Genomic DNA, 20610 nt, shown 5'->3' with positions numbered 1-20610 from the left:
AGCAGGAACGCATCCAAGAATTGGGCGAGCTTGCCATCAGGCCATTTCACCAACTGCTCGCCATGAGTGCGGCTCGATCCGGCGGTGTGCATCGACGAACGCTTGTGGCTACGGCACGTGGAACGTGCCTGCTACTTAGGCGAACGTCGAGCGAAGTTGTTCGAGAAACTTCGGGCACTCCGTGCGCGGGTCGCCCGGCTCTTCGTATTCCAGCACGATGTAGCCGCGATACTTGGCTTCGCGCAGCATCTTCGCCAGGCGTGAGAAGTCCGACTCTTCCTTCTTCGCGGTTTTCTTGTCGCCGCGCGAGATCACGACTTTCACCTGGGCGTTGATCGCATACGGCGCGATCTTCTCCAAGTCGGCATACGGGTCGGCCGTGTGGAAGTTGCCGCTGTCGAAGTTGATGCCGAGCCAAGGGTTCTTGGCGTCTTCCATGAGTTTCAGTAGGCCATCGGGCGTGGCCGTCAGCCCGCCGTGGTTTTCCAAGGCGAGGAAGATGCCGTGCTTCCCGGCATACTCGCAGCATTCCTTCACCCCCTCGACGACCAGCGCATGGGCCTCGGCTTCGGTTTGGCCCGGCTTCACGCTGCCTGCGAAGATGCGAATCTGCGGCGCGCCGAGGATCTCGGCGTTATCGACCCAGCGCTTGACCATCGCGATCTGCTCGTCGCGCTTCTCCCCTTTGGGATGTGTGAAGTCGTTGCCGACAGCCGTGCCGGTGATGTCGATCCCGAGTTTGAAGCAATGGGCTTTGATCGAGCGGAGATATTCGGGAGTCGCGTCTTTCGGGAAGTAGTAGGAGGTCAGTTCCGCGCCATCGAAGCCGGCCCGTGCGCAATCGGTGACGAAGTCTTCGAGCGTCATCGCCGCTTTCGCGCCTTGCAACAAGCCGCGATAGCTATAGGCCGCGAGGCTGAACTTATAGCGCGCCGGCGGGAGCGCGCCGGATGTCGACGGCGAAGCGGCCGCTTCCGCAGCGAACAGCGTTTCGGAAGGGAACGTCGGAGCGGAGCAAGTTGCGAACGCCGCGGCTGCGAGGCCCGACTTCGAGAGGAAGTCGCGCCGGGTGGGCATCGTCATCGTCGTTTCTCCGCGCTAGGTCGTCGGGCCGGGTCGCGGGCTCTTCGTAAGCCCGCGCAAGGTCGACATTATGGACCGCGAAGAATCGCCGCTCAAGCACCTTTCGCAGGTGCGGGCCCACTTGCCGAGCGCGCGGCGGAGGCAGAGCAGCCGCAGAGGCTCAGCCATTGTTCGGCACTGACGAATGCCAAGCCCCCGACGAACATCGCCCAGCAAAACGGAACGACGCCCGAAATGAGAGCGATGCCGAGCCAGAAGGGGGCGCTCAGCACGACGAGCAGCGGGCGGGCCGTCCGGTTCCAGATCAGCACGGCGAAGAGCAGATAGAACGTGACGATCGTCGTTGTCCAGAGATTGATGACATACGGGTAGTTGCTGAGCCAACGCAGATCGAGCAACGCCGACTCGGGACGGGCGATGAGCCACCAAACGGCCGTGCCGTTCCACCAGATGATGTTGTCTTGCATCGTGGCGCAGAACATCAAGAAGTAGATCAAAGCCAGATGCGTCTGAATCAAACGGACGACGATCCCCGCCGCGAAGCTTCGTTCGCCGAGCGCCGAGCGGCTCGCGACCGGTTGGGCCGGCGTTTTAGCTTGTCGCCGGCGGCGAAGCAGGGCATCGACGGATAGTCTCGCCCCGGCGGGGCCGAAGCAAAGATAAAACATCAACATCGCGATGACCGGCTCACCGACCGAGGTCAGCATCGGCGCGCGATGGAAGTACGCCAGAAAGACGATCAGCGATAAGATCGAGGTGAAGCGCGTCCACAGGCCGACGGTATAAGCCGCTAAAATCGCGAGCCCCAGATAGTGCAGGGCTTGCAAGGTCGCGACGTCGGGAGGGCCGGCGGAATCGAGATACGAAAACCGCCAAGCCGCCGGATAGATCGCCTTGATCGCCTCGGTCGGCAGGATGCCCCCGGGACCGAAGAACTGGATCAGATCGAAGCTGAACAGAGCGATCAGATAAAACGCGATCGCACCGACGCCGATCCGCAGCACCGCGAGCGGAAGCGGATCGATCGGCGTGAACCAAAAACGATTCCAGCCGTCGCCGAAGCGTTTGCAGGCGTCGTTGAAGTATTGAAAGACGGCATTCATGGCTTCACCGCTCCCGGGATCGCTTGGCCGGCGTTCGTGTTGCCCGTGCTCGAACTCCCCGAGGCTGCCGGGCGGCGCGGCGCGGCGGTATTCGAGGCCGCCTTCAAGGCGGCGACTTCGACCTTATTATCCGAGGTCAAATACGCATTGGCTTCATAAGCGGCGGGGAAGTTCGCTGGATCGTCGAGGCCGCGCGCTTTTTCGGCCGCCAACTCCAGCGACCCTTCGGGAAGCATGAGGTTTTGCAGAATCCGGCGGCGGAAGTGGAGGGTCAACGAGCGGCATTGGTTTTCCGCCATCAACCGCCGAGCGATGCCTTGCGCGATCAAGCTCGCGGGGGTTTCGTTGTCGACCTCGCCTTCGACCGCGGCCGTGTGTACCAAGCGTTCGAAACGGTGATAGCGGGAGCTGGGGCGAACATCGAGCGACGGCCAGCGGACCTTCTTGACCTCGCCCGAAGGCTGAGGAATATCGGCTTCGACGAAAAAGTCGGTATCGGAGGGGCGGAAGTTCGCCGGCTCCGACAACGTGGGATCGTAATACGTGAGATGGAACATATAGGAAAGATCCATCCCGAGCAGCTGCACGTAGGGGGTGAGGCCTGGTGCGCGTTCGCGCAGATCTTGCTCGAGGCCCGACGAGACGGTCTTCGACTTAATGCTGACGAGCAAAAAGAAGAAGTGGATGAAGATGAGATAGCTCACGACGTTGCGAAAGCCGGTCGAAGGGAGCGGCGGCGATTCGGCGTCGGGGGGTTGCGGGGAGGCCATGCGAGAGTCTGATTCCAGCAAAGGTGCCGGCACCCAGTCGGTTGCCGTGGGACCGGTAAGTTTACCACCTTAATTACGACCGGCCGGCGATGCGAAGGGAAAGATCGAGCCGGCCCGGCGTGTCGGCGAACGCATCGTGTGGGTTAGGTAAAAAAGAAAAGGCCGGGCCTCATAAAGAGGCCCGGCCTTTTTGCGGGAACTACTTGAATTTCGCCGTACAGGGCTCGGCGAAGCTCAGTATTTCACATTAAAAACTACTTGGCTGGAACAACGGCCGGAGCCGGAGCAACCGGAGCAGCTGGGGCAACCGGAGCGGCGCCGGCGCAGCTCGGGGCAACCGGAGCAGCACAAGCCGGAGCAGCGCAGCAGGTCGGAGCAGCACCGCAGCAGCGGTTCTTCAAGCGGTGGAACAAGCCTTTGCGACCGCAGCAAGGTTCGTCGCAGCAGGTCGGGGCCGGAGCTGGGGCCGGACCGCAGCACGGGGTGCCACAGCAACGGCTCTTCAAACGGCTGAACAAGCCACCGCGGCAGCTGCAATCGCAACCGCCACAATCACCACCATCGCAACCACCGTCGCAACCGCTGCAACCATGGCAACCGTGACCGGCGACGGCCACATTCTTCTCACCGCCCACGAGGGCGATGCCGACCACCGCGAAGAAAATCGCGATGCCAAAAACTAGAGCACGATTCATCAAAAATCCTCCAACAAGAAAACTGGTACGTACCATTCAGGGACTCACGCGTTTGCCGTCTTCTTCCCGCATCCCGCTTTGCGACGGCAAAACATTCGGGAGCGTAATCGTCTAACTCTCGCACAATCAAAGTTTCTAGGCGCCCTGATGTAAGCCTTTACCGATTGCACATTCTGCACGTGAGTGCATAGGCTAGGATGGATAAGGTAGCATTGAGGGTTCTGTTGTCAAGAATCAAAAAGTCGTTTGGAACCAATGCGTGGTTCGCACACTCTGGGGGCAATGAGATAAATGACGCAGTAGTTCTAGCACATTATAGTTGGCTTGGGTGGCAGACGCGCGCAAAAAAAGGCCCACGATTACTCGTGGGCCTTCTCTTTTGGTCGATTCTGTAACTTATTACCGTTCTGATGCTTAGAACGATTGTTTCGCTATCGCGGAACGGCATTTCCCGGCGCAGGTTGCTGAGCTTGGAGCGGCAAGTTCGAGGAATTGCCGCTCGCGTTGAAGGTGCCCGGCTGAGCCGCTTCGGCGGTCGTCCCGTGGCCAACGGAAGAATTATTTTGTGCCGGCGATGCCGGCAAACCTCCGGCCGGCTGGATTGCGCCGTTCGAGTTCAGTCCGGCCGGCGTTCCGTTTTGGTTGAATGAAGCTTGTACGCCGGTGTTCGCCGAGACCGGTGCGGCACCGCCGACCGCCGTCGTACCCTGCGTCGTCGTACCCGGCGCTTGGGCTGCACCCGCTACTGTGCCGTCGCCGGTCGGTGTGCTGAGCTTGAGCTGACGTTGATATTCCTGCTCGGCCAGTTGGGTTTGCTTCAACATCTCTTCCGGGTTCTCGAAGTCGAGTTGAAGGAACGGCATGTTCGGGTAGGGCTGCGTCGCAACGCCGCCGATTCGCCAGTTGCCGTTATCCATCCGCATCGCCCAGACGAACTCGTTCACTTCCGGCTTGCCGTCGGCACCGACGTCGGTCCAGCGACTTTCGACATAGGCCAACTGCCCTTGTTCGACGACTTCCACGCCGCCGACCTCGAACTTCGCCGTCGGACTTCCCGGCGGTGCGACCATGAGATCCATCTTGCGAGTCTTTTCGCGAGCGAGGTCGGTCAGCTTCGACTCCGCCACTTTGTCGTTGCCGATCCGAACGGCCTCGAGGAATTCCCCGACGACTGTTTGCGGCGAGGCCTGCACGACGGCAGGTTGCGCGGCCGGGGCAGCCGCTTGTTCTTCCGATTTACTACAGCCGGTCAGGGCGGCCAAGCACGAGCTCAACACGCCAGTCATCATGATCCGTCGCATGGGTCCGTCTCCTACGGCAGGTGCGGGACGCGGCATCGTTGCCGGCCATTCATCCTTGAATTACGCCAAAAACACGCTCTGCACGCGACTTTTCGCATGCCGAACCAGTCCACCATGCGCGATTGCGCTCGAGGTCGACGGGGCGGAAGTGTGCCAGGAAGCGCCGAATGGGTCAAGATGGAAAGGAAGAAGGGGTCAGGGGTCGGAGGTCAGGGATCAGAGACAGAGATCTAACAAGACATCTTCATCTTACTGACCCCTGACCTCCGACCCCTGATCCCTTTTCTCTCACCCTGCTCCCGCGCCGCGATCGAAGGCGTCTTGCTCGCGGCGGTAGACTGCTAGCGTCGCCTCGAACTCCGAGGCCGAGACGCGCCATACCGGGTTCTCGTCGGTATGCGAGTTACAATGCGCGGAGATGGCGCGATAGAGAAACTTAAAGAGATGCCGCGGCACGCGCAACGTTCGGATGCCGTCGATCAACCGGCGGTCGCCGAGCGATTCATCGAAGAGATCCTTCAACGACGGCGTCCGGCCGTTGACTGCGCAGGCCCGCATCCGCGCGTTGGCGACGTCGTAGAGCGCCTCGCCGGTCCATTCGAGCGACGGCACTACGTTTTGCTTGTCGAGTCGCGAGCGTTGGTAGAAATCGCGGTCTTCCCGTTCGACGAAGTACGACATTTCGATCGGCAGCAACAGTTTGAAGCCGATGCCGGGATGCTTAAGGAACTTATTGTCGAGCATCGGCCACAGCAAAGCCCGCATCTTATCGGGCGAGCCGTTGACCAAGTGCGGCTCGTCGAGCCGATCGACCAGAACGACGATGCCGTGGTAGCCGATCGATTGCAGAAAGTTCTGAAACTTGTGCAACATCTCGAACCGATCGTCGGTACGCTGCTTGTTCGGCAACGGCTGGCCGAGCAACTCGTCGTTCGTCAGGTGCATCAAAACCTTGCGTAACAGCCCGGGATCGCGCTTCAGAACCCGTAAATTCCGCGAAATTCCGCGCGCAGTCCACATCCGCTTGGAAAAACGAAGCAGCCACGGTATCCACCCGACGGCGGCAAAAATATACGGCCAAATACTCGACAGCCAGTCCGCCGTTTTCCCGAGGCCGACCATCAGGCCGAACACCAACGTCGTCACGCCGACGCCGATGGCGAGCGGCTGCCACGACTTCCAAGTGCGGAATTTCAATGCGCGCCGCAGCCGATGCCAGCGAACCCGATATGGTTCGGCCGACGATTGGTCGTAGCAGGCGGCCAGCAGCAGCAAGTCGCGCGCTTGATGTCGCGAGAGCCGGCCGAGATCGATTTTGACATCGTCCCCCTCTTCGGCTGCGCCGTTCGTGCCGGGCGTTTGCACGATTCGATCGATCAACTTCGTCACGCCGAGCGCGAGAATGGCGTCCATGTGGTCCCAGAGCATCCACTGCTGCAGGACCTGCTCCGGTGCTTTGTTCCCCCAAAGACCGTCGCGAAAGCGATCGAGGAACGGGTTGAAGTCGTCGTATTGAATGACGAAGACCCGGCGTAGCGGGTTGCGCCGGTTGTGTTCGGCCAGATGCCGGGCGATCTGGAGCCGCAGCGCGGTCTTGCCCGATCCCTTTTCGCCGAACACGACGGAAGTCGCCGGCTCGCCGGGATCGCCGTAGATTTTGTCCCAACTCGGATGATGCGTGCTGGAGATGCAGTGTTCCTTGAACACCGGATCGGTCTGAGCATCTTCCTCGGCGAAAGGATTCTTTCCGATACCGTGGTGCTCAAGAAACTGTTGAAGCTTCATCGTGCCATCTGCCGGGTTGGAAAATCTCAATCGGAACGATCATCGGCGGCGTGCCCGGGCTTCAGAGCAACTCGCTCGCCCGACACATGGCTTTGTAGGCAGTTCGGCGAGTTTGGTAAAGCCCCCGCGGCTTTCCGTTCGGGAATCTGCTCCGTTGGGGAATCTGCCGCTCGTCAATCGGCTATTCGTCAATCGCGAGCTTTCGGCAACTGGTGCCCGCGCTTTCCGACGAACGATCGGTAAGTGCCGATCAGATCTCCTTCCGCGTCGACGATCCCATCGCCGGGCCCGCCGGCAAGGTTCTCCGAGAACACGATTCGACTCGGGTCGCTCACTGCTTCGAAGCGGACACGATCGGCACCCGAGCCGACGTTGACGATCACGTTGCGGCTGAAATGAAACGGCCCGTCCGCGGAGTCGGTGTTCCGCACGTTCACTACTCCTAAGAGCGTGTTACGATAGATATGGATCGTGTTCGCCAAGCCGTCTTGGTTGACCTCGAGCGCGATCATCGTCGGCGAACCACCGCAGAGCATCCGATTGAAACGAATCTCGCCGGTGATTTCTCCGCCGCGCGCGGGATGCATGTTGCCGAACAGTCCGGCCAAATCTTGGCGGTTGTTCTGGAACGTGCAGCCACGGACCTCGAACCTCACGACGTCCGATTTTAGATCCGGCCCGATGCCCGAATCGCGGAAGCGGCAATTCTCCCAGAGCAGCTTCTTCTGCGAGTATTGTTTGATGCCGCCGGGAGCGTTGTGATGGAAATCGTTGTCTTGATAGGCCGCATACCAAGAGGGATCCCCTTGGCTGGTCAGGGTCATAATGCCGGCCGAATTGGCGCCTTCGATTCCTTCGGCGATGTCGCGAATCGCAAGTCGGCGAAACACGGCGAAGTCGCAAGATCCGGAACCGTATTGCAGGCCGATGTGCCGTGAGTTCGTGATTTCAAGTCCGTCGAGATACACCGGGCTCTCGCTCGAGCCGGTGAGCCGAATGAAGCGTCCTTGGTCGCCGGTCGGCGAATAGTCGTTGTCGATGACCGGCTTCTCGCCCGGATAGGCGAGCCATTGGACCGGATGGTAGCGGCCGTTGTATTCGACGCGCACCCAAGTGTCGCCGCCGCCGGCTTGCATGCCGGTCGTCTTATAGGTTCCGGTGCGAAAGTAGACCGCAGCCCCGACGGCTTCGCTCGCCTTGATCTTGGCGAGCGACTTCCAAGGAGCGTCGAGCGTGCCTGGGTTCGAGTCGTCGCCGCGCACGGCATCGACGAAGCGGAACCCGTCGGCTGCGACGTTGATGGTCCAGGTCGAGGTGCGGCTTGTCCCTTCGGCATCCGTTACGGTAATCGTCGGCGTGGCCCGATCCCCCTTCGGTTTCGGCCAACGGATCTCACCGGTTTGCGCTTCGATCGTCATTCCCGAGGGAGCGTTCGTCAGGGCATAGTGAAAAGGGTAGGAGCCGCCGATCACGACCGCGCGAATTTCGTAGGCGAGCTCCGGATAGGCTTTGAAGATCCGGTGGCCGGCGGGAATCGGCGGCGATTGATCTTCGGGCGACGGCGATGTTCCCGCTTCACGCGGCGAGACGAGCTCCAGCGTATAGCGCGCCGGTTCCGCGGCGACATTGCGAGCCGTAGCGCTCGGCTTTTTCGGAGCCGGCCGCTGAGCCTCGGCGATGGAACTCGCCGCGATCGCGAAGCCGCAAAACATCAGAGCTCGTAGGTTCATCGCTTCGCGCCTTTACTTACCGGATGACTGTTGAACGACTGTGGTCCGCTTAGGAAACAAAAAAGCCGACCGTCGCATGAACCGGAGTTCGTACGACGGTCGGCAATATATGCATGCTTTTGCGAAACGCCAAACTATTTCGCTTTCAGCCCTTCGACCATCTTTTGAAAGCCGGGCAGGGCTTTTTCCATCGTCTTTTCAGGGCCGTAGGCCTTTACGAAGTATTGGCCGCCGTCGGTCGCGATGATCGCGCCGATCATGCGGTACTTCGGGCGATCGATGCCCGGCGTCGGAGCCATCGGGGCCGGCTTGTCGATGTACGTTCCCTTGATGTCGACCACGTAGACATCTTGCTCGGCGACCTTGCTCTTCTTCGTCTCCGCCTTCACTTCGTCCCCTTCGGTAGGCTTGAATTGTCCCTTCCAACGTTCGACGTTGGCTTCGACGCCGCCGCCGGCACCCATCACCGTGACGCGCCCAGGAAATTCATCTCCCTCGACCTTCGGGATCTCGAATTCATATTCCACGATTCGCGAGCGCGGCTCTTTCTTCAACCAATCGGCCGGAGCGGTCAACGTGTATTTCGAGCCGATATCGAACGCGGTGCCTTCCGCGGCGTCGGCCCGATTGCCGAAGCAGCCGAGCGCAAGCAGACAAGCGATCATCCAAACCGAACGACGAGCAAGCGAAGTCGACATAAGAAACTCCGTGAGGTGAAACAAAGCGGTGTGAAAAAGAGCGGATAGTTAGCGGCGGAAAACTCAACTTTTCAATACGGTTGTTCAATGCGGTTGTTCAATGCTGCGATCTACGAGTCAGCGGCCCGTGACTGCCCGCGGGGTCGTGGTGGGAGCTGCCGCGCCCTTCTTCGGAGGCGCAGGAGGTGGAGTTCGCAGCAATACCCAGATCATCACTCCGCCGAGCGCCAGCACCAACAACACCAAAACCACGACCGTCGTCACGTACGCACGGTTCGACGGACGGCGGTAGTATACTCCGGCGCCAGGGGCTGCGGAACTAAGGGGCGCAGATGCCGGGGCGGAAGCTACGGCGGTCGGCTGAGCGGTCGGCTTGGCGGGCTGTTTGGCGGCCGGTTTAGACGGCGCTCCGAGCGTGGGCGCGACCGGTGTCGCCAAACCTCGCGCTGCCGAACCCGTTCCCCGACTCGTAATTACCGGCGGCCTAGCGACCACGGATTCCGCCTTCACGGCCTTCAGCGGGTATGACGAACCATCGGCCGGTGGTTCGATCACCGGCTCCCCGGCGGGCTCGGAACCCGTCGGCGACCAATTCGGCCAAACCGCGGCGACCTCTCGCCATTCCGGCCAATCTTGCCGCCAGACCATCGAGTCGACCGACAGCCGCCCTTCGTAGAACCATTGCGCCAGCCCCAGGCCATCGATCGGGCCATAGGGTTTCGGAGCACCGGGAGGAAGCGCATACCACAGCGCCGTCGGCAACTCATACAGCGGGTCGATCGTCGCCGTTTCGGGAGTCGCTGTTCCGGAAGCTGTCATTCCGGAAGCCGCCGCTCTCGATGTCTCTGGGCTGTGCCGCATCGCCCATTGAGAGGCTTCCCCTTCGTTGCCCGATCCGGCACGCCCAGGCTCCGATGCGCCGGCCGCGGCGCCGCGAGAAGGCAATGTGCTTTCGAGCGGCACATCGATTCCCGCGCCGCACTTCGGACAGAACCCGCGCAGCCCCGCTTGCTGTTCTTTGACGTTGACCCGTTTGCCGCACGTCGGGCAAAGAAAGCGAATACCCATGGCGACGCAGCACGGCGGAAAAAGACTAGGGCGATCCGAGGCGAAAACGACTCAGGCCCGATTATAGCCGCCCGTTCGCCGGATGTCGCTCTCGCCTTTCGCAGCGGCGATTGACGTCGGTGTTCCGCTAGGCCAGCAATCGCGGGATCGTCGGGATGCTTAGCGCTTGCGGTCGGTCGGCGGCAAATGGGTCGTTGCCGGGTTCCGTCGCCGCAGCATCGGCCGCGGCCTTTTGCTTTTCTTCGTGCTTCGGGTCGGGCACGGGGTTCTCCATCTTCGGCGCGAGCACTCCCTCTTGCAGCGCTACGTCTTCCCACATTCTCAGGCCGCCGAAGTAGGCGTTGTGGTTCCCGCCGCGGCGGCAGTCGGGCGGAAGCTCTTCCATCTTCTTCGAGTTGCCCCCGCCGAGCACGACGTAGTCGGCGAAGAACACGTTTTTCAATTGCGCCGCCGCGTCGACTACCGCATTCCGCCAACCTTTCACGCCGTAGCGCTCGAGCCCCTTGCGGCTGAGGTAGTGGTCGAACGTCTCGCCTCGATGAAACTTCAAGTCGCCGACCGCGAGCGGCACCACCTTGCCGTCGATAATGAACGCCGAGCCGACTCCCGTCCCTAGGCCGAGATAAAACATCCGGCCTCCTTCGTAGCTCCCGAGCGCCTGCATACAGGCATCGTTCATAATGCGAACGGGGCAGCCGAACGCTTCATGGTATTCGAACTCGACCCAGCCGGGCCCGAGGTTATAGGGGTCGAGCGTAGGTCGACCATGAAGCACGTTGCCGGGATATCCGATCGAAATCCGATCATACTTTCGATCTTTGTTGAGCTTCTTAAACTCCTCGACCATCTTGGCCGGAGTCATTTCCTTGCCGGAAGGAAACTTTTCCTTATCGGCTTCGCCCGACGACCAGACTTTAACGTTCGTGCCGCCGACGTCGAGAACGAGAATGTCCATGATGCTGGCTCCAAGAGGGGGCTCGTAGCGATGCGCACCAAGAGAGAAGCAAAGCTTGCGCCGAAAATCGGAGGTGAATGGAATTACGCCGGAGAGCGCAAAGAACCTCCGAGGCGAGCGGCCGGTGTGAACCGGCCGTTGGGCCCGCCGGAAGATGTCGAACTCAAGAATCGAGAGAGCGCTACTTCGCCGGCTCGACGATCTCGGCCGCGATGTTCATCATAACTTTCATCTGCGCTTCGAAGCGAGCTTCATCCGCCACGGTCGAAGGAACGCGCCCGCTCGGCAATGCCGCGGCAGGGCTCCAACCGAGATAGATCATCCGCCCCTTGCCGACCGGAACACGGCCGAGCAGCGCACGATTCGACGACGTGCCGATGATTGCGCTTCCCTTGCTCCAGCCCGGCGCGGTTCCACCGGCAGCGACGAAACCGAGGTCGACGCTCGGCTCCGCCAGATGCTCGACCCACGGATGCTTCGGCAGTCGAACGGAAAAGTCTTTCGAGTTGTCGCGCAGTTGCGGCCCGATCAACTCTTCGAGCAGCTTACGGCCCGCGTCGGAAGCGAACAGATCGGTTCGCTCGCGGCAGAGCCAAAGCGTGCCGCCGTCATCGAGAAATTGTCGCACGATCGGCAACTCGTCGTCGGCATATTGCGTCGTCTTCAATCCGGCCCGAACGAAGCTCCCGTCGACGACCACGACCGAATACTTATGATACTCGCGCGGATCAAGCCAAGCCTTTTCGAATTCCTCGACCTGTAAGCCGTAGCGGCGCAACGCATACGCGGCAAGCGGAGCATCGAACGCCGGGTAGCCCGTCACGATCGCGGCCGGCTTGGCGATCGTCGGATCGATCTCGCTCTGAGCCGGTCCGAAACCGATGCGAATGTTTTGCTCTTCGGGAAGCGGAAACTCCGTCGCTCGCTCGATCTTGTTGCCGCAAATATCGATCCGTCCGCGGCATCCTACGGCCTGGACTTTTTGGCCGTATTGCAGCGCCCCCATGTCGATGCGGCTGGAACTGAGCGGCGCGACATCGCGCATACCCGTGTAAGTAGATACCACGTCGATCGACGACTTATCTTTCGGCGAGAGTCCCGCATTGATCGCCGGACTTCCCTTCTTAAGTCGAAGATCGACCGGCGTGCGCCAATCGGCCGTGATGCTCTCGAACATCGGATCGACGAATAAATCTCCCGTCGTCCAATGTGGATGCTTCGGTTGCTCCGGAGAGTTGCGAAACTTTTCGCACCAATCCTTTGTCGTATACAGCGCTCCCTCGTCAGCACTCCAAAAGAGATTGTAGCGGCACTCGAACGTCGGAGTGCCCGAGGGGAGCGTTTGGCCCGGCATGCCGTTCAGTTGATAGATCAAGTTGTGGACGACGCGCCGCTTCGTGCGCGAGGCCATCCCTTTGCTGAAACCATCGGTGCCGTATTCGTAGCGCGGCGGATCGCCGGCGATGATCGTGTTGTTGAAGATGTCCATCTTCTCCCAGCCGGGAGAACCGTGGTCGCCTGCGAAACGTCCGAGCGAAGTGATCTCTTGCGGAGCGTCGGGTCCGGTCGGCCAGTAGTAATGCACCGGCCGACGGAAGTCGAAAATGTTTTCATGAATCATGGCCCCCACGCCGAGTTGCTTATTGCCCCATTTCTCCGGAGGCACGGCGTCTTGGATGATCTTCTGTCGCCCGTGGCCGACGCCGAAGGCGAAAGTAGTGAGAATTCGCGCGAAACGATTCCGCAAGATGAAATGCGGCCCGCCGGGCGTCTTGCCGTCGTAGCCGGTCGTGGCGGTCAGAAAGACGCCGTCGTCGCTGATGTTCTCGAACAAGTTATGTTGCAAAAAGACTTCATTTACGTTGCCGATAAAAACGCCGTCGACGGAGTCGGTGAATTCGGAGTAGCTGATGTCGAAGCTACGGCCGTCGGCGCCGCTCGGAGACCAGCCGCCGGTGGTAAACAGCCGCGACTCGATCGAGCGATACTTAAGGCTTCCCCGAAAGGTCCACGGAGCGGCAAGCCCGCGACAGGCGCAATGCGACATGTGAAAGATCTCGACCCCCTCGACCTTGATCGGCGATTGCCCGCCGTAGAGATGGAGGCCGTCTATGCTGAGATCGTTGCCGCCGTCGAGCCACAAGACCGGTTGCCGCGCGCCGCGCATGACGAGGTCCTGCAGCAGCACATGCCGAGAGCGTGAGAGTTTCATCGTCGAGCCGCTCGACCACGGCGCGATGATGAGCGGCGTCTTGCGTGGGTCGGTTTCGCCGCGGTAGTTGTCGTCGCCGAGGCCGGAGAGCTTCGTGTGCGCGAGGCGGCAATGGATGCGGCCGGTCGCCGCGTCGTACCAAATGCCCGGCCCGCAATAGACGTGCTTCTCCTTATCGGTTTTGCCGGGCACCTGCTTCGCTTTCGCCGGCGGAAGTGCGTCCTTAGGGAATCCCTTGTCGGGCATCACGGCGGCCGGAGCGCTCTTCGGTTTCGCGGCTGGTTGAGTAGCGTCCGCGTCTTCGTTCAAGTTGAAGTACGGGTTGTCGCTCTGCAAGTCGCCCCGATTCCAATAGCCGTGCAGCGGCGTCATTGAGTCGGCGAAGTTGGCGAGCAGGCTGACGTGCAGATCCCCTTCGAGTTGCTCCAAGCCTGCATACGACTTCGTCGAGCGATACTCTCCCTCAACTCCTCCCGCGCTCGCCGGGCACGGCTCCCAAGCGGTCGCATGCTCGTAAAGAAACTCCTTCATCCCGCCGTCGATCACGGCCAACTCGTCCGGCGCGCTGCGGATCGTGATCGGCTTTTCCTTCGTTCCTTGGAGCGTGGCTCGAATGTGCTCATGATAGGTTCCGCCGCGGACGACGAGCGTGTCGCCGGGCCGAAGCTTCGCGACTCCGCAGGCGATCGTGCGCCACGGCCGCTCTTTCGAGCCGGCTGCGGCATCGTCTCCGCTCGCACCGTCGACGTAGTACGCCGGACCTTCCGCAAGCAGGCGAGCGAACGGTTGCGGAAGCGGACGCGCAGGGGCGTGTGATTGCCACTTCTCCGCCGCCGGAGTCGAGCGGCTGCCGATGAGCCCGAGCGATACGGTCGTCGTTACTGCCGCAACGAGGAACGTTCGACACGCATGATTCAACGCGAAGCGGCCCAACGTGGAACTGATCGGCGCGCACATACAGCGTTCCTCGGCGAAGGCGTGCAAGGAATGGCGAACGCAAACGATGCGAAGCGGAGCTTAGTGTCGCAGCAGGAATTCGTCGGAGTTCAATAGCGCATGTTGCAGGTCTTGCAGCGCCGCGTTCTTGTCGCCGACTGTGGCGATGTGTTTCGACGCGAGTTCGCGCTCGCCGGCCGAGGGCTTCCGGCTGAGCGTAGCGAGATAGATTCGTTCGACGACTTCGTCGGTCGTCAGACCTGCGGCAAGCCATCGACCGAGATGGCTTTGCGCCGAGCCGATCTTCGTCAGCAAGCTCGAGTTGTTCAGCAAGTGAATCACTTGGTTCAGCGACGGCTCTTCTTCGCGTGCGCAATCGCACTGCACGTCGCGAATCGGTTTCGAGAACGCGGCCAGGAAGTGATGATCGGCGGCCCCTTCGGCGAGTTCGATCGCCTTCGTTCCTTTCGGATAGCCGGTATACATCTCGGGCAAGCCGGTCGCGGTGCTGATGCCGTCGACGACTTGTTCGGCCGTGAGCATGCGGATCTTCGCCTTGGTGAAGTAGCGGTCGCCTTGCGCGGCGTTCGGAGACTGCTTCACGTCCGACTGAGCGCTCAGCTGATAAGCGCGCGAGTTGAGAATGGCCCGAATCACCGGCTTGAAGCGATAGCCGCTCTTGGCGAACTCGTCGGCCAAGGCTTGCAGCAACTCCGGGTGCGAGGCGGGGTTCGAGTCGCGGAAATCGTCGACAGGCTCGACGAGTCCGGTGCCGAGCAGATGAAACCATACGCGGTTGACCGTCGAAGCGGCGAAGAAGCGATTGCTCGGCTCGGTGAGCCACGCGGCCAAGTGCGTGCGGCGGTCGTCGTCCGGAGTGGTCGGGCCGGCGGACGTGCCGAATGCGATCGGGTCGATGTTCTTCTTCGTGAGCGGGTGCTGCACTTCGCCATTGCGGGCCAGATAGACGACCGCATCGTCCAGCATGAACTGCTTCCCCTTGTTCTTCACGCGAGCGAAGTAAGCGGCTAGGCCGTAGTAGTCGGTCTGCGTGATCGCTTCGAACGGATGATTGTGGCAGCGAGCGCATTGCATCCGCACGCCGAGGAACAATTGCGCCATGCTCTCGGCGGCATCCTCGGGCGTTTGCGCGATGCGATAGAAGTTGGCCTCGGGCCGATAGAGGGTGTTCCCCGTTCCCGTAACGATCTCGCGCGCGGTATCGGCGAACGAACGATCGTCGGCGAAGCGACGAACCAAGTAGCGATGGAAACTATGCACGCCGCGCTCGGAGATCGTTTCGCGGCTGCCGCGCATGACGTCGGCCCATTTGAGCGCCCAGAACTGCGCGTATTCATCGCGCTCGAGCAGGCGATCGATCAGCTGGGCTCGTTTGTCCGCGGCTTTGGAATCGAGAAACTCGCGGGCCTCTTCGGCCGTCGGCAAGGTGCCGATGAGGTCGAGATGTACGCGGCGCATGAATGCGGCATCTTCGACTTCGGCAGCCGGCTGCAATTGCAGCAGCTTCTGTTTCGCCGAGACGAATTCATCGACGAAGTTCGCCGGCTTCGGGCCGCGATAAACATATTGCGAATCGATCTTCACGTACGTCAGGCGAACGCTGCTGACCTTTTCGAGATAGCGCACCAGCACGACCGCTTCGGCCGTGCCGCTGAACTTCACTAAGCCCTCGCCGCCGACCTCGAACGCCGAGTTCGGGTTCGACGTGAAGACCGCGAGCGGCGTGACGTCGCGAATCGAGCCGTCGTCGAAGTGGGCGAGCGCGACGAGTTGTTGGCGCGGATGGTCGGTATGCAGCCGCCGCGCGCCTGGCACGACTTCGAGCTTCACGAGCTTGCGCACGACACCGGCATCGGGTGCGCCGTCGGCGACCCATTGTCGCAATGTTTGATAGGCCGCGTCTTCTTTGCGGAAGCGAACTCCGCCGACGTGCGCGATCTGCGCCGAGCCCTTCTTGAGGATCAGGCTGTCGTCGGGCATCATCCGGTCGATTCGTCGGCCGCCGGCTTCGCGCACCAGCGTAAGAATATCGACGTCCGGATCGTAGCCGCGAAGGCTCATGCGGAAGCCCCCTTTGCCTTGCGGCGAACCGTGGCAAGCTCCTTGGCTACAGCCCGCGCGGCTCAGCGCGGCGATCGCTTCGAGGCGGAAGTCGACAGGATCGGGAACGTCGAGCCCCTCGACCGTGACGTCGACATGTGTTTCTTGCGTGCCGTTCTTGATCGTGATCTGCGTGGTGCCGGCCGAGCGCGGCACGATGAGCCCTTGCGAGTCGACCGCGGCGATCGCCGCCGATTTCGATTCGTAGCGCGCCGTGGCGGTGAGATCGGCCGTTTCGCCGGTTGCGAACTTGCCGACGACGACGACTTGCTGACGAGCCCGCGAGCCGCTGAGCTTGACCGCCGGCGGAAACGCTTCGATCGCGGTGAACTCGGCGGCGCGCGCAGGACTTTCGCTTGCGCAAACGGCAACGATCGCGAGCAACGTTCCTAAGAACTTCATAAGACCGATCCTATCGCTAGAGCTACTTCTTCACCGCGGGCTTCGCTTCCGGTTTTATATCCGGCTTCTTTGCATCCGGTTTCTCAGCCGGCTTCGCTTCGGGCTTCTTCGGCGGTTCCGGCTTCTTCACGTCGATTTCCACATCCTTCGGGCGTCCGTCTTCGACGAACTTGCCGACGAGCGCTTGGCCCGGCAGACGGATGCGAACTTTACGCGGCACATAGTCGGCGGCGACTTTCAGATCGACTTCGATGCTCGGCTTCCCTTCGGGGATCGTAAACGTGGTCGGGAAGTCGAGGCCGAAGGTGTCGAGCACTTCGACCGTGATCGGCCCCGTGAACGGCGGCAAGCGATTGGCAAGGAGCTTCACTTTCGCCGACTCGCCCGGCAGCAACGACACGGTGGGAGATTCGGGCGTCACGTCGAATGCCGCTTTCAATTCCAGATCGAACGTGCGAATCAGTTGTACGCGCCGGCCGTTGAACTCGCCGATCGCAGAGAGATCGATGCGGTCTTTCTGCTCGTTCGGCAAATTGCGGGAATAGAAGGTTCCCTGCGTCGCGGGCTTCGCGGCCGTCGCCGGAACGAAGCGGGTATAAACCTGTCGACGAATTTCCGACTCTTCGCCGATATGTCCGCCGACCGCTTTGAAATGGATCGGCGCTTGGAACTCGGGGCGGCGCGTCGTCGTGATCGGAAGGTCGGCCGAGAGGAATCGGACCAGCGTGATCGAAGTCTCGGGCAGCTCCATCGTGAACGGCGACGGCGGCGTGATCTGGAGCGGAATCCGATCGCTCATCGAGGGAGGCAACCGGCGCTGATTCGCGCGCAACGCGTATTTGATCAGGTCGACGTTCAACAGTTGCCGATCGATCAGCGGGCGGACGCGCGCGATCGCCGAGAACGATGCCCCTTCGAGCTCGCCGGTCGCTACGATCTGGATCGTGCTCAAGCCGAGCGGCGTGGAAGCGGCGGCACGGACACGCGCCCAAATCGAGAGCTTCCCTTCTTCGATCACGGTCGGCTCGATGCTTACGCCGGCCGGAGCGCCGACGAGCGCGAGCCGAATCGGGCCCGGATAAGAAGAACGCGTAATCAGCAGCGGCATCGACTGCGTTTCGCCCTGCGGAATCGTGAGTTCGGCGATCTCGGCGGTGAGCTCGATTTGCGGTTTGACGGGACGTACATCGACGCGATACGTGAAACCGGAGCCGCCGCCGCGCGTCACGTCGTGTACCAAGAGCCGGTATTTGCCGTCCTTGCCGGCCGACGTGAGGAACGACGCTTCTTCGAGCAGCACGTCGTCGATGCGCTGCATCTCTTTGCCGTCGGCATCGAACATCGCGAGCTCGACATCGGCTGCGGAGTCGAGCCCCATCGTCTCGGCTTTGATGGCGAGGCGGTCCCCTTTCTTCAGGTCGAACTCGAAGTAGTCGACGTCGTTGGCAACGCCGAGCACACCGCACACCGCGACCGGCACCTTCGCGACTTTCGTCGCTTGTTCGAGCGTGTCGTTCGGTTCCGCTTCCGCGGCCACATCCGAGTCGACGGCTTGCGCCGCGATCCATGCGCCGGCGTTGTCGCCCGGTCGACGGACTTCGTGGTAGAAGCTTTCCGTAGCGACGCGGCCTGCGGCCGTGGCACGGGAGACGAGGCCCGGCAGTTCGGGAAACTTAAACTCCGCGGCAGTCTCCAGCTTCACGGCCGAAGGAACGGCCACGCGCGCCGCGGGGAAGCGGCCGATGCGGAGAATGTAGTTCCACTCCGGATGACCGTGATAGCGCGCATCGGCAAGTTCGATCGTGTAGGTGCCGGCCGCTTTGAATTTGTGCGCGAAGCGAAAGTCGAAAAACAGGCCGGGATCGTTGTCGTATTCGACGACGAGATGTCCGCGCGCGTCGAGGATGCGAATCAGCGGGTCGGCGTCTTTCCCGAAGCGACTCGCCACGCACTCGAAGCTGAGCTCTTCGTTGGTCGAAGCATCGAACTGAAAACGATCGACGCCGGTTCGACGAAACGTACCGGCGAGCGCGGTCGGGAGCGTGATGTGCAGCGGCGATCCGTTGGCGTCCGGCGGGGCAACCGGTTGCGGCTTGAGATCGTCGACTAAGAGGATCGCGCCGTTCGAGAGGCCGTCGATCGTCGCGGCGCGAACGCCGAAGAGCCCGAGCGGGCAATCGGAGGCGACGGTTACGTCGAAGATCGGCGCGGCCGCGCCGGGCGGCGAGACCTGCTTCGCTTGAATCTTCCCTTTCGGCGTCGACGTCCAGAGGTCGAACGCTTGCTCCAGATCGGTTCCGGCAAGGGTAACGCGGGTCGTCGCACCGCGCACGACCGAAGCCGGCGAGAGGGCTCCGACGAACGCTTGGCCGCCAAGCACTTTCTCTACGGCAGCCTCCGCGCGACAAGCATCGGAGCCGAAAGCAGCCGGCAGCGCCAAACATAGCGCAACGGCGACGGAAGGCGAAAGCCTAGGACGGATCATGGCCGAACCGGCGTGTTTGGGGAGGGATCGGGACGGTGGCAGGGGCGGGAAATCAGGCGGGGACCGACAAGGCTCCATTTTCTCTTGTTGCGGCCTAGTAGTATAGTCGAAAACTACCGATGCATCTGCATTGCCGAATGCCTTCGCAAAGATTACGCTTAAGGTTGCGAATGCCGGCACGGTGCTTATCCGTCCGCCGTTCGCTCCCGCCTTCCGACGTTTCCCCCCGCAGGAACCTGCCATGCTACGCCTCCTCGCGCCCGGTTCGGATGCCGCCGACGTGCTTTCGCGTCGTGAAATGCTTCGGATCGGTGGTTTAGGGATGACCGGCCTTTCCCTTTCGACGTTGCTCGGGCAAGTCGCTGCGGCGGCCAACGGCTCGAAAGCCAAACCGGCCGTCGGGGAAAAGTCGGCCAGTTTCGGCAAGGCGAAGAACTGCATTATTCTCTATCTGTCGGGCGGACCGCCGCAGCACGACATGTGGGATCCGAAGCCGGAGACCCCTGCGGAAATCCGCGGCGAGTTCGGCACGATCGCCACGTCGCTCCCCGGAATTCGTTTCGGCGAGCACCTGCCGCTCACTTCGCAGTTGATGCACAAGATGTCGCTGGTTCGCTCGATGAACCACCTGCACAACGACCACGGTCGCGGCAGCTATTGGATGTTCACCGGCTATCCCTATCCCGGCAGCGTCCCCGACGTGAACAACATGAACCGGCAAGACATGCCGCACATGGGTTCGTGCATGTCGAAGATCGCGCCGGGCGAAGGCCCGATGTTCCCGTTCATTACGGTCCCGCACCGGATGGACGTCGCCGGCGGTCGCCGCGCCGGACAGTTCGCCGGCATGCTCGGGCCGAAGTACGACCCGATGCTTACGGGCGGCAATCCGAACGACGACGACTTCCGCTTGGAGCATCTGCCCCTCGCGCCGAACGTGCCGGAAGCGACGATCCAGCGCCGGCTCAAGCTCGTCGACCAATTGAACGCGCAAACGAAGTATCTGCATTCCGAAGCGATCGCCCAGACGCTCGACCAAAGCCGGCAGAAGGCCGTCGACGTCGTGGCATCGGAAGCGGTGCGCAAGGCGGTCGATTTGTCGACCGTCGACAAGGCCGACCGCGAGCGTTACGGCCGGAACTTGTTCGGTCAATCGGTGCTGTTGGGCCGTCGCTTGCTGCAAGCCGGCACGCGTTTGGTGCAATGCAATTGGCAGCGGACGCAAGGCCGCAACGGCTTCGCTTGGGACACGCACTGGAACAACTT

General features: G+C 61.6%; 13 protein-coding genes. 1 reads left to right on the top strand and 12 read right to left on the bottom strand.

Annotation, left to right across the window (positions count from 1 at the left end; all coding sequences use genetic code 11):
• Positions 1-135 precede the first annotated feature (135 nt).
• The 12 genes from K8U03_24550 to K8U03_24495 form a co-directional block, all read right to left on the bottom strand.
• Positions 136-1083 (bottom strand): sugar phosphate isomerase/epimerase, encoded by a 948-nt coding sequence (locus K8U03_24550; protein MCE9608069.1) that lies wholly within the window; start codon positions 1081-1083, stop codon positions 136-138.
• Between the two features lie 92 nt (positions 1084-1175).
• Positions 1176-2186: a hypothetical protein gene (locus tag K8U03_24545; GenBank protein ID MCE9608068.1), complete on the bottom strand. Its 1011-nt coding sequence runs from the start codon at positions 2184-2186 to the stop codon at positions 1176-1178.
• Positions 2183-2956 carry a hypothetical protein gene (locus tag K8U03_24540; protein MCE9608067.1) on the bottom strand — a complete coding sequence of 258 codons (774 nt, stop codon included), beginning with the start codon at positions 2954-2956 and terminating at the stop codon, positions 2183-2185. Before K8U03_24540 ends, K8U03_24545 begins: the two co-directional genes overlap by 4 nt.
• Positions 2957-4082: 1126 nt before the next feature.
• Complete coding sequence (locus tag K8U03_24535) at positions 4083-4952, bottom strand: hypothetical protein (GenBank protein ID MCE9608066.1); 870 nt, start codon at positions 4950-4952, stop codon at positions 4083-4085.
• A gap of 288 nt (positions 4953-5240) precedes the next feature.
• Complete coding sequence (locus tag K8U03_24530; protein MCE9608065.1) at positions 5241-6737, bottom strand: ATP-binding protein; 1497 nt, start codon at positions 6735-6737, stop codon at positions 5241-5243.
• Positions 6738-6925: 188 nt separating this feature from the next.
• Complete coding sequence (locus tag K8U03_24525) at positions 6926-8467, bottom strand: putative Ig domain-containing protein (protein MCE9608064.1); 1542 nt, start codon at positions 8465-8467, stop codon at positions 6926-6928.
• Between the two features lie 134 nt (positions 8468-8601).
• Positions 8602-9165, bottom strand: coding sequence for a hypothetical protein (locus K8U03_24520; GenBank protein MCE9608063.1), 564 nt, complete (start codon positions 9163-9165; stop codon positions 8602-8604).
• Positions 9166-9282: 117 nt separating this feature from the next.
• The gene (locus K8U03_24515) at positions 9283-10233 is read right to left on the bottom strand and encodes a hypothetical protein (GenBank protein ID MCE9608062.1); all 951 of its coding nucleotides are present in this window, start codon (positions 10231-10233) and stop codon (positions 9283-9285) included.
• Positions 10234-10360: 127 nt separating this feature from the next.
• Entirely contained in the window at positions 10361-11188 is an 828-nt protein-coding gene (locus K8U03_24510) for an ROK family protein (protein ID MCE9608061.1), read from the bottom strand.
• A 181-nt stretch (positions 11189-11369) separates the two neighbouring features.
• Complete coding sequence (locus K8U03_24505; protein ID MCE9608060.1) at positions 11370-14357, bottom strand: hypothetical protein; 2988 nt, start codon at positions 14355-14357, stop codon at positions 11370-11372.
• Between the two features lie 60 nt (positions 14358-14417).
• Entirely contained in the window at positions 14418-16859 is a 2442-nt protein-coding gene (locus tag K8U03_24500; GenBank protein ID MCE9608059.1) for a DUF1549 and DUF1553 domain-containing protein, read from the bottom strand.
• A 22-nt stretch (positions 16860-16881) separates the two neighbouring features.
• The gene (locus K8U03_24495; GenBank protein MCE9608058.1) at positions 16882-19344 is read right to left on the bottom strand and encodes a hypothetical protein; all 2463 of its coding nucleotides are present in this window, start codon (positions 19342-19344) and stop codon (positions 16882-16884) included.
• 241 nt (positions 19345-19585) lie between these two features.
• Here K8U03_24495 and K8U03_24490 point away from each other — a divergent pair.
• On the top strand, positions 19586-20610 hold a 1025-nt coding region (locus K8U03_24490; protein MCE9608057.1), incomplete at its 3' end, for a DUF1501 domain-containing protein.

The organism is Planctomycetia bacterium (assembly GCA_021413845.1).
Taxonomy (GTDB): Bacteria; Planctomycetota; Planctomycetia; order Pirellulales; family PNKZ01; genus PNKZ01.
The sequence above is the reverse complement of the archived record's forward strand: the minus strand, read 5'-3'. Positions and strand labels throughout refer to the sequence as shown.

Coding starts and splice junctions, on each gene's coding strand:
- K8U03_24550 (MCE9608069.1), bottom strand. CDS start 1,083: ATGACGATGCCCACCCGGCGCGACTTCCTCTCGAAGTCGGGCCTCGCA.
- K8U03_24545 (MCE9608068.1), bottom strand. CDS start 2,186: ATGAATGCCGTCTTTCAATACTTCAACGACGCCTGCAAACGCTTCGGC.
- K8U03_24540 (MCE9608067.1), bottom strand. CDS start 2,956: ATGGCCTCCCCGCAACCCCCCGACGCCGAATCGCCGCCGCTCCCTTCG.
- K8U03_24535 (MCE9608066.1), bottom strand. CDS start 4,952: ATGCGACGGATCATGATGACTGGCGTGTTGAGCTCGTGCTTGGCCGCC.
- K8U03_24530 (MCE9608065.1), bottom strand. CDS start 6,737: ATGAAGCTTCAACAGTTTCTTGAGCACCACGGTATCGGAAAGAATCCT.
- K8U03_24525 (MCE9608064.1), bottom strand. CDS start 8,467: ATGAACCTACGAGCTCTGATGTTTTGCGGCTTCGCGATCGCGGCGAGT.
- K8U03_24520 (MCE9608063.1), bottom strand. CDS start 9,165: ATGTCGACTTCGCTTGCTCGTCGTTCGGTTTGGATGATCGCTTGTCTG.
- K8U03_24515 (MCE9608062.1), bottom strand. CDS start 10,233: ATGGGTATTCGCTTTCTTTGCCCGACGTGCGGCAAACGGGTCAACGTC.
- K8U03_24510 (MCE9608061.1), bottom strand. CDS start 11,188: ATGGACATTCTCGTTCTCGACGTCGGCGGCACGAACGTTAAAGTCTGG.
- K8U03_24505 (MCE9608060.1), bottom strand. CDS start 14,357: ATGTGCGCGCCGATCAGTTCCACGTTGGGCCGCTTCGCGTTGAATCAT.
- K8U03_24500 (MCE9608059.1), bottom strand. CDS start 16,859: ATGAAGTTCTTAGGAACGTTGCTCGCGATCGTTGCCGTTTGCGCAAGC.
- K8U03_24495 (MCE9608058.1), bottom strand. CDS start 19,344: ATGATCCGTCCTAGGCTTTCGCCTTCCGTCGCCGTTGCGCTATGTTTG.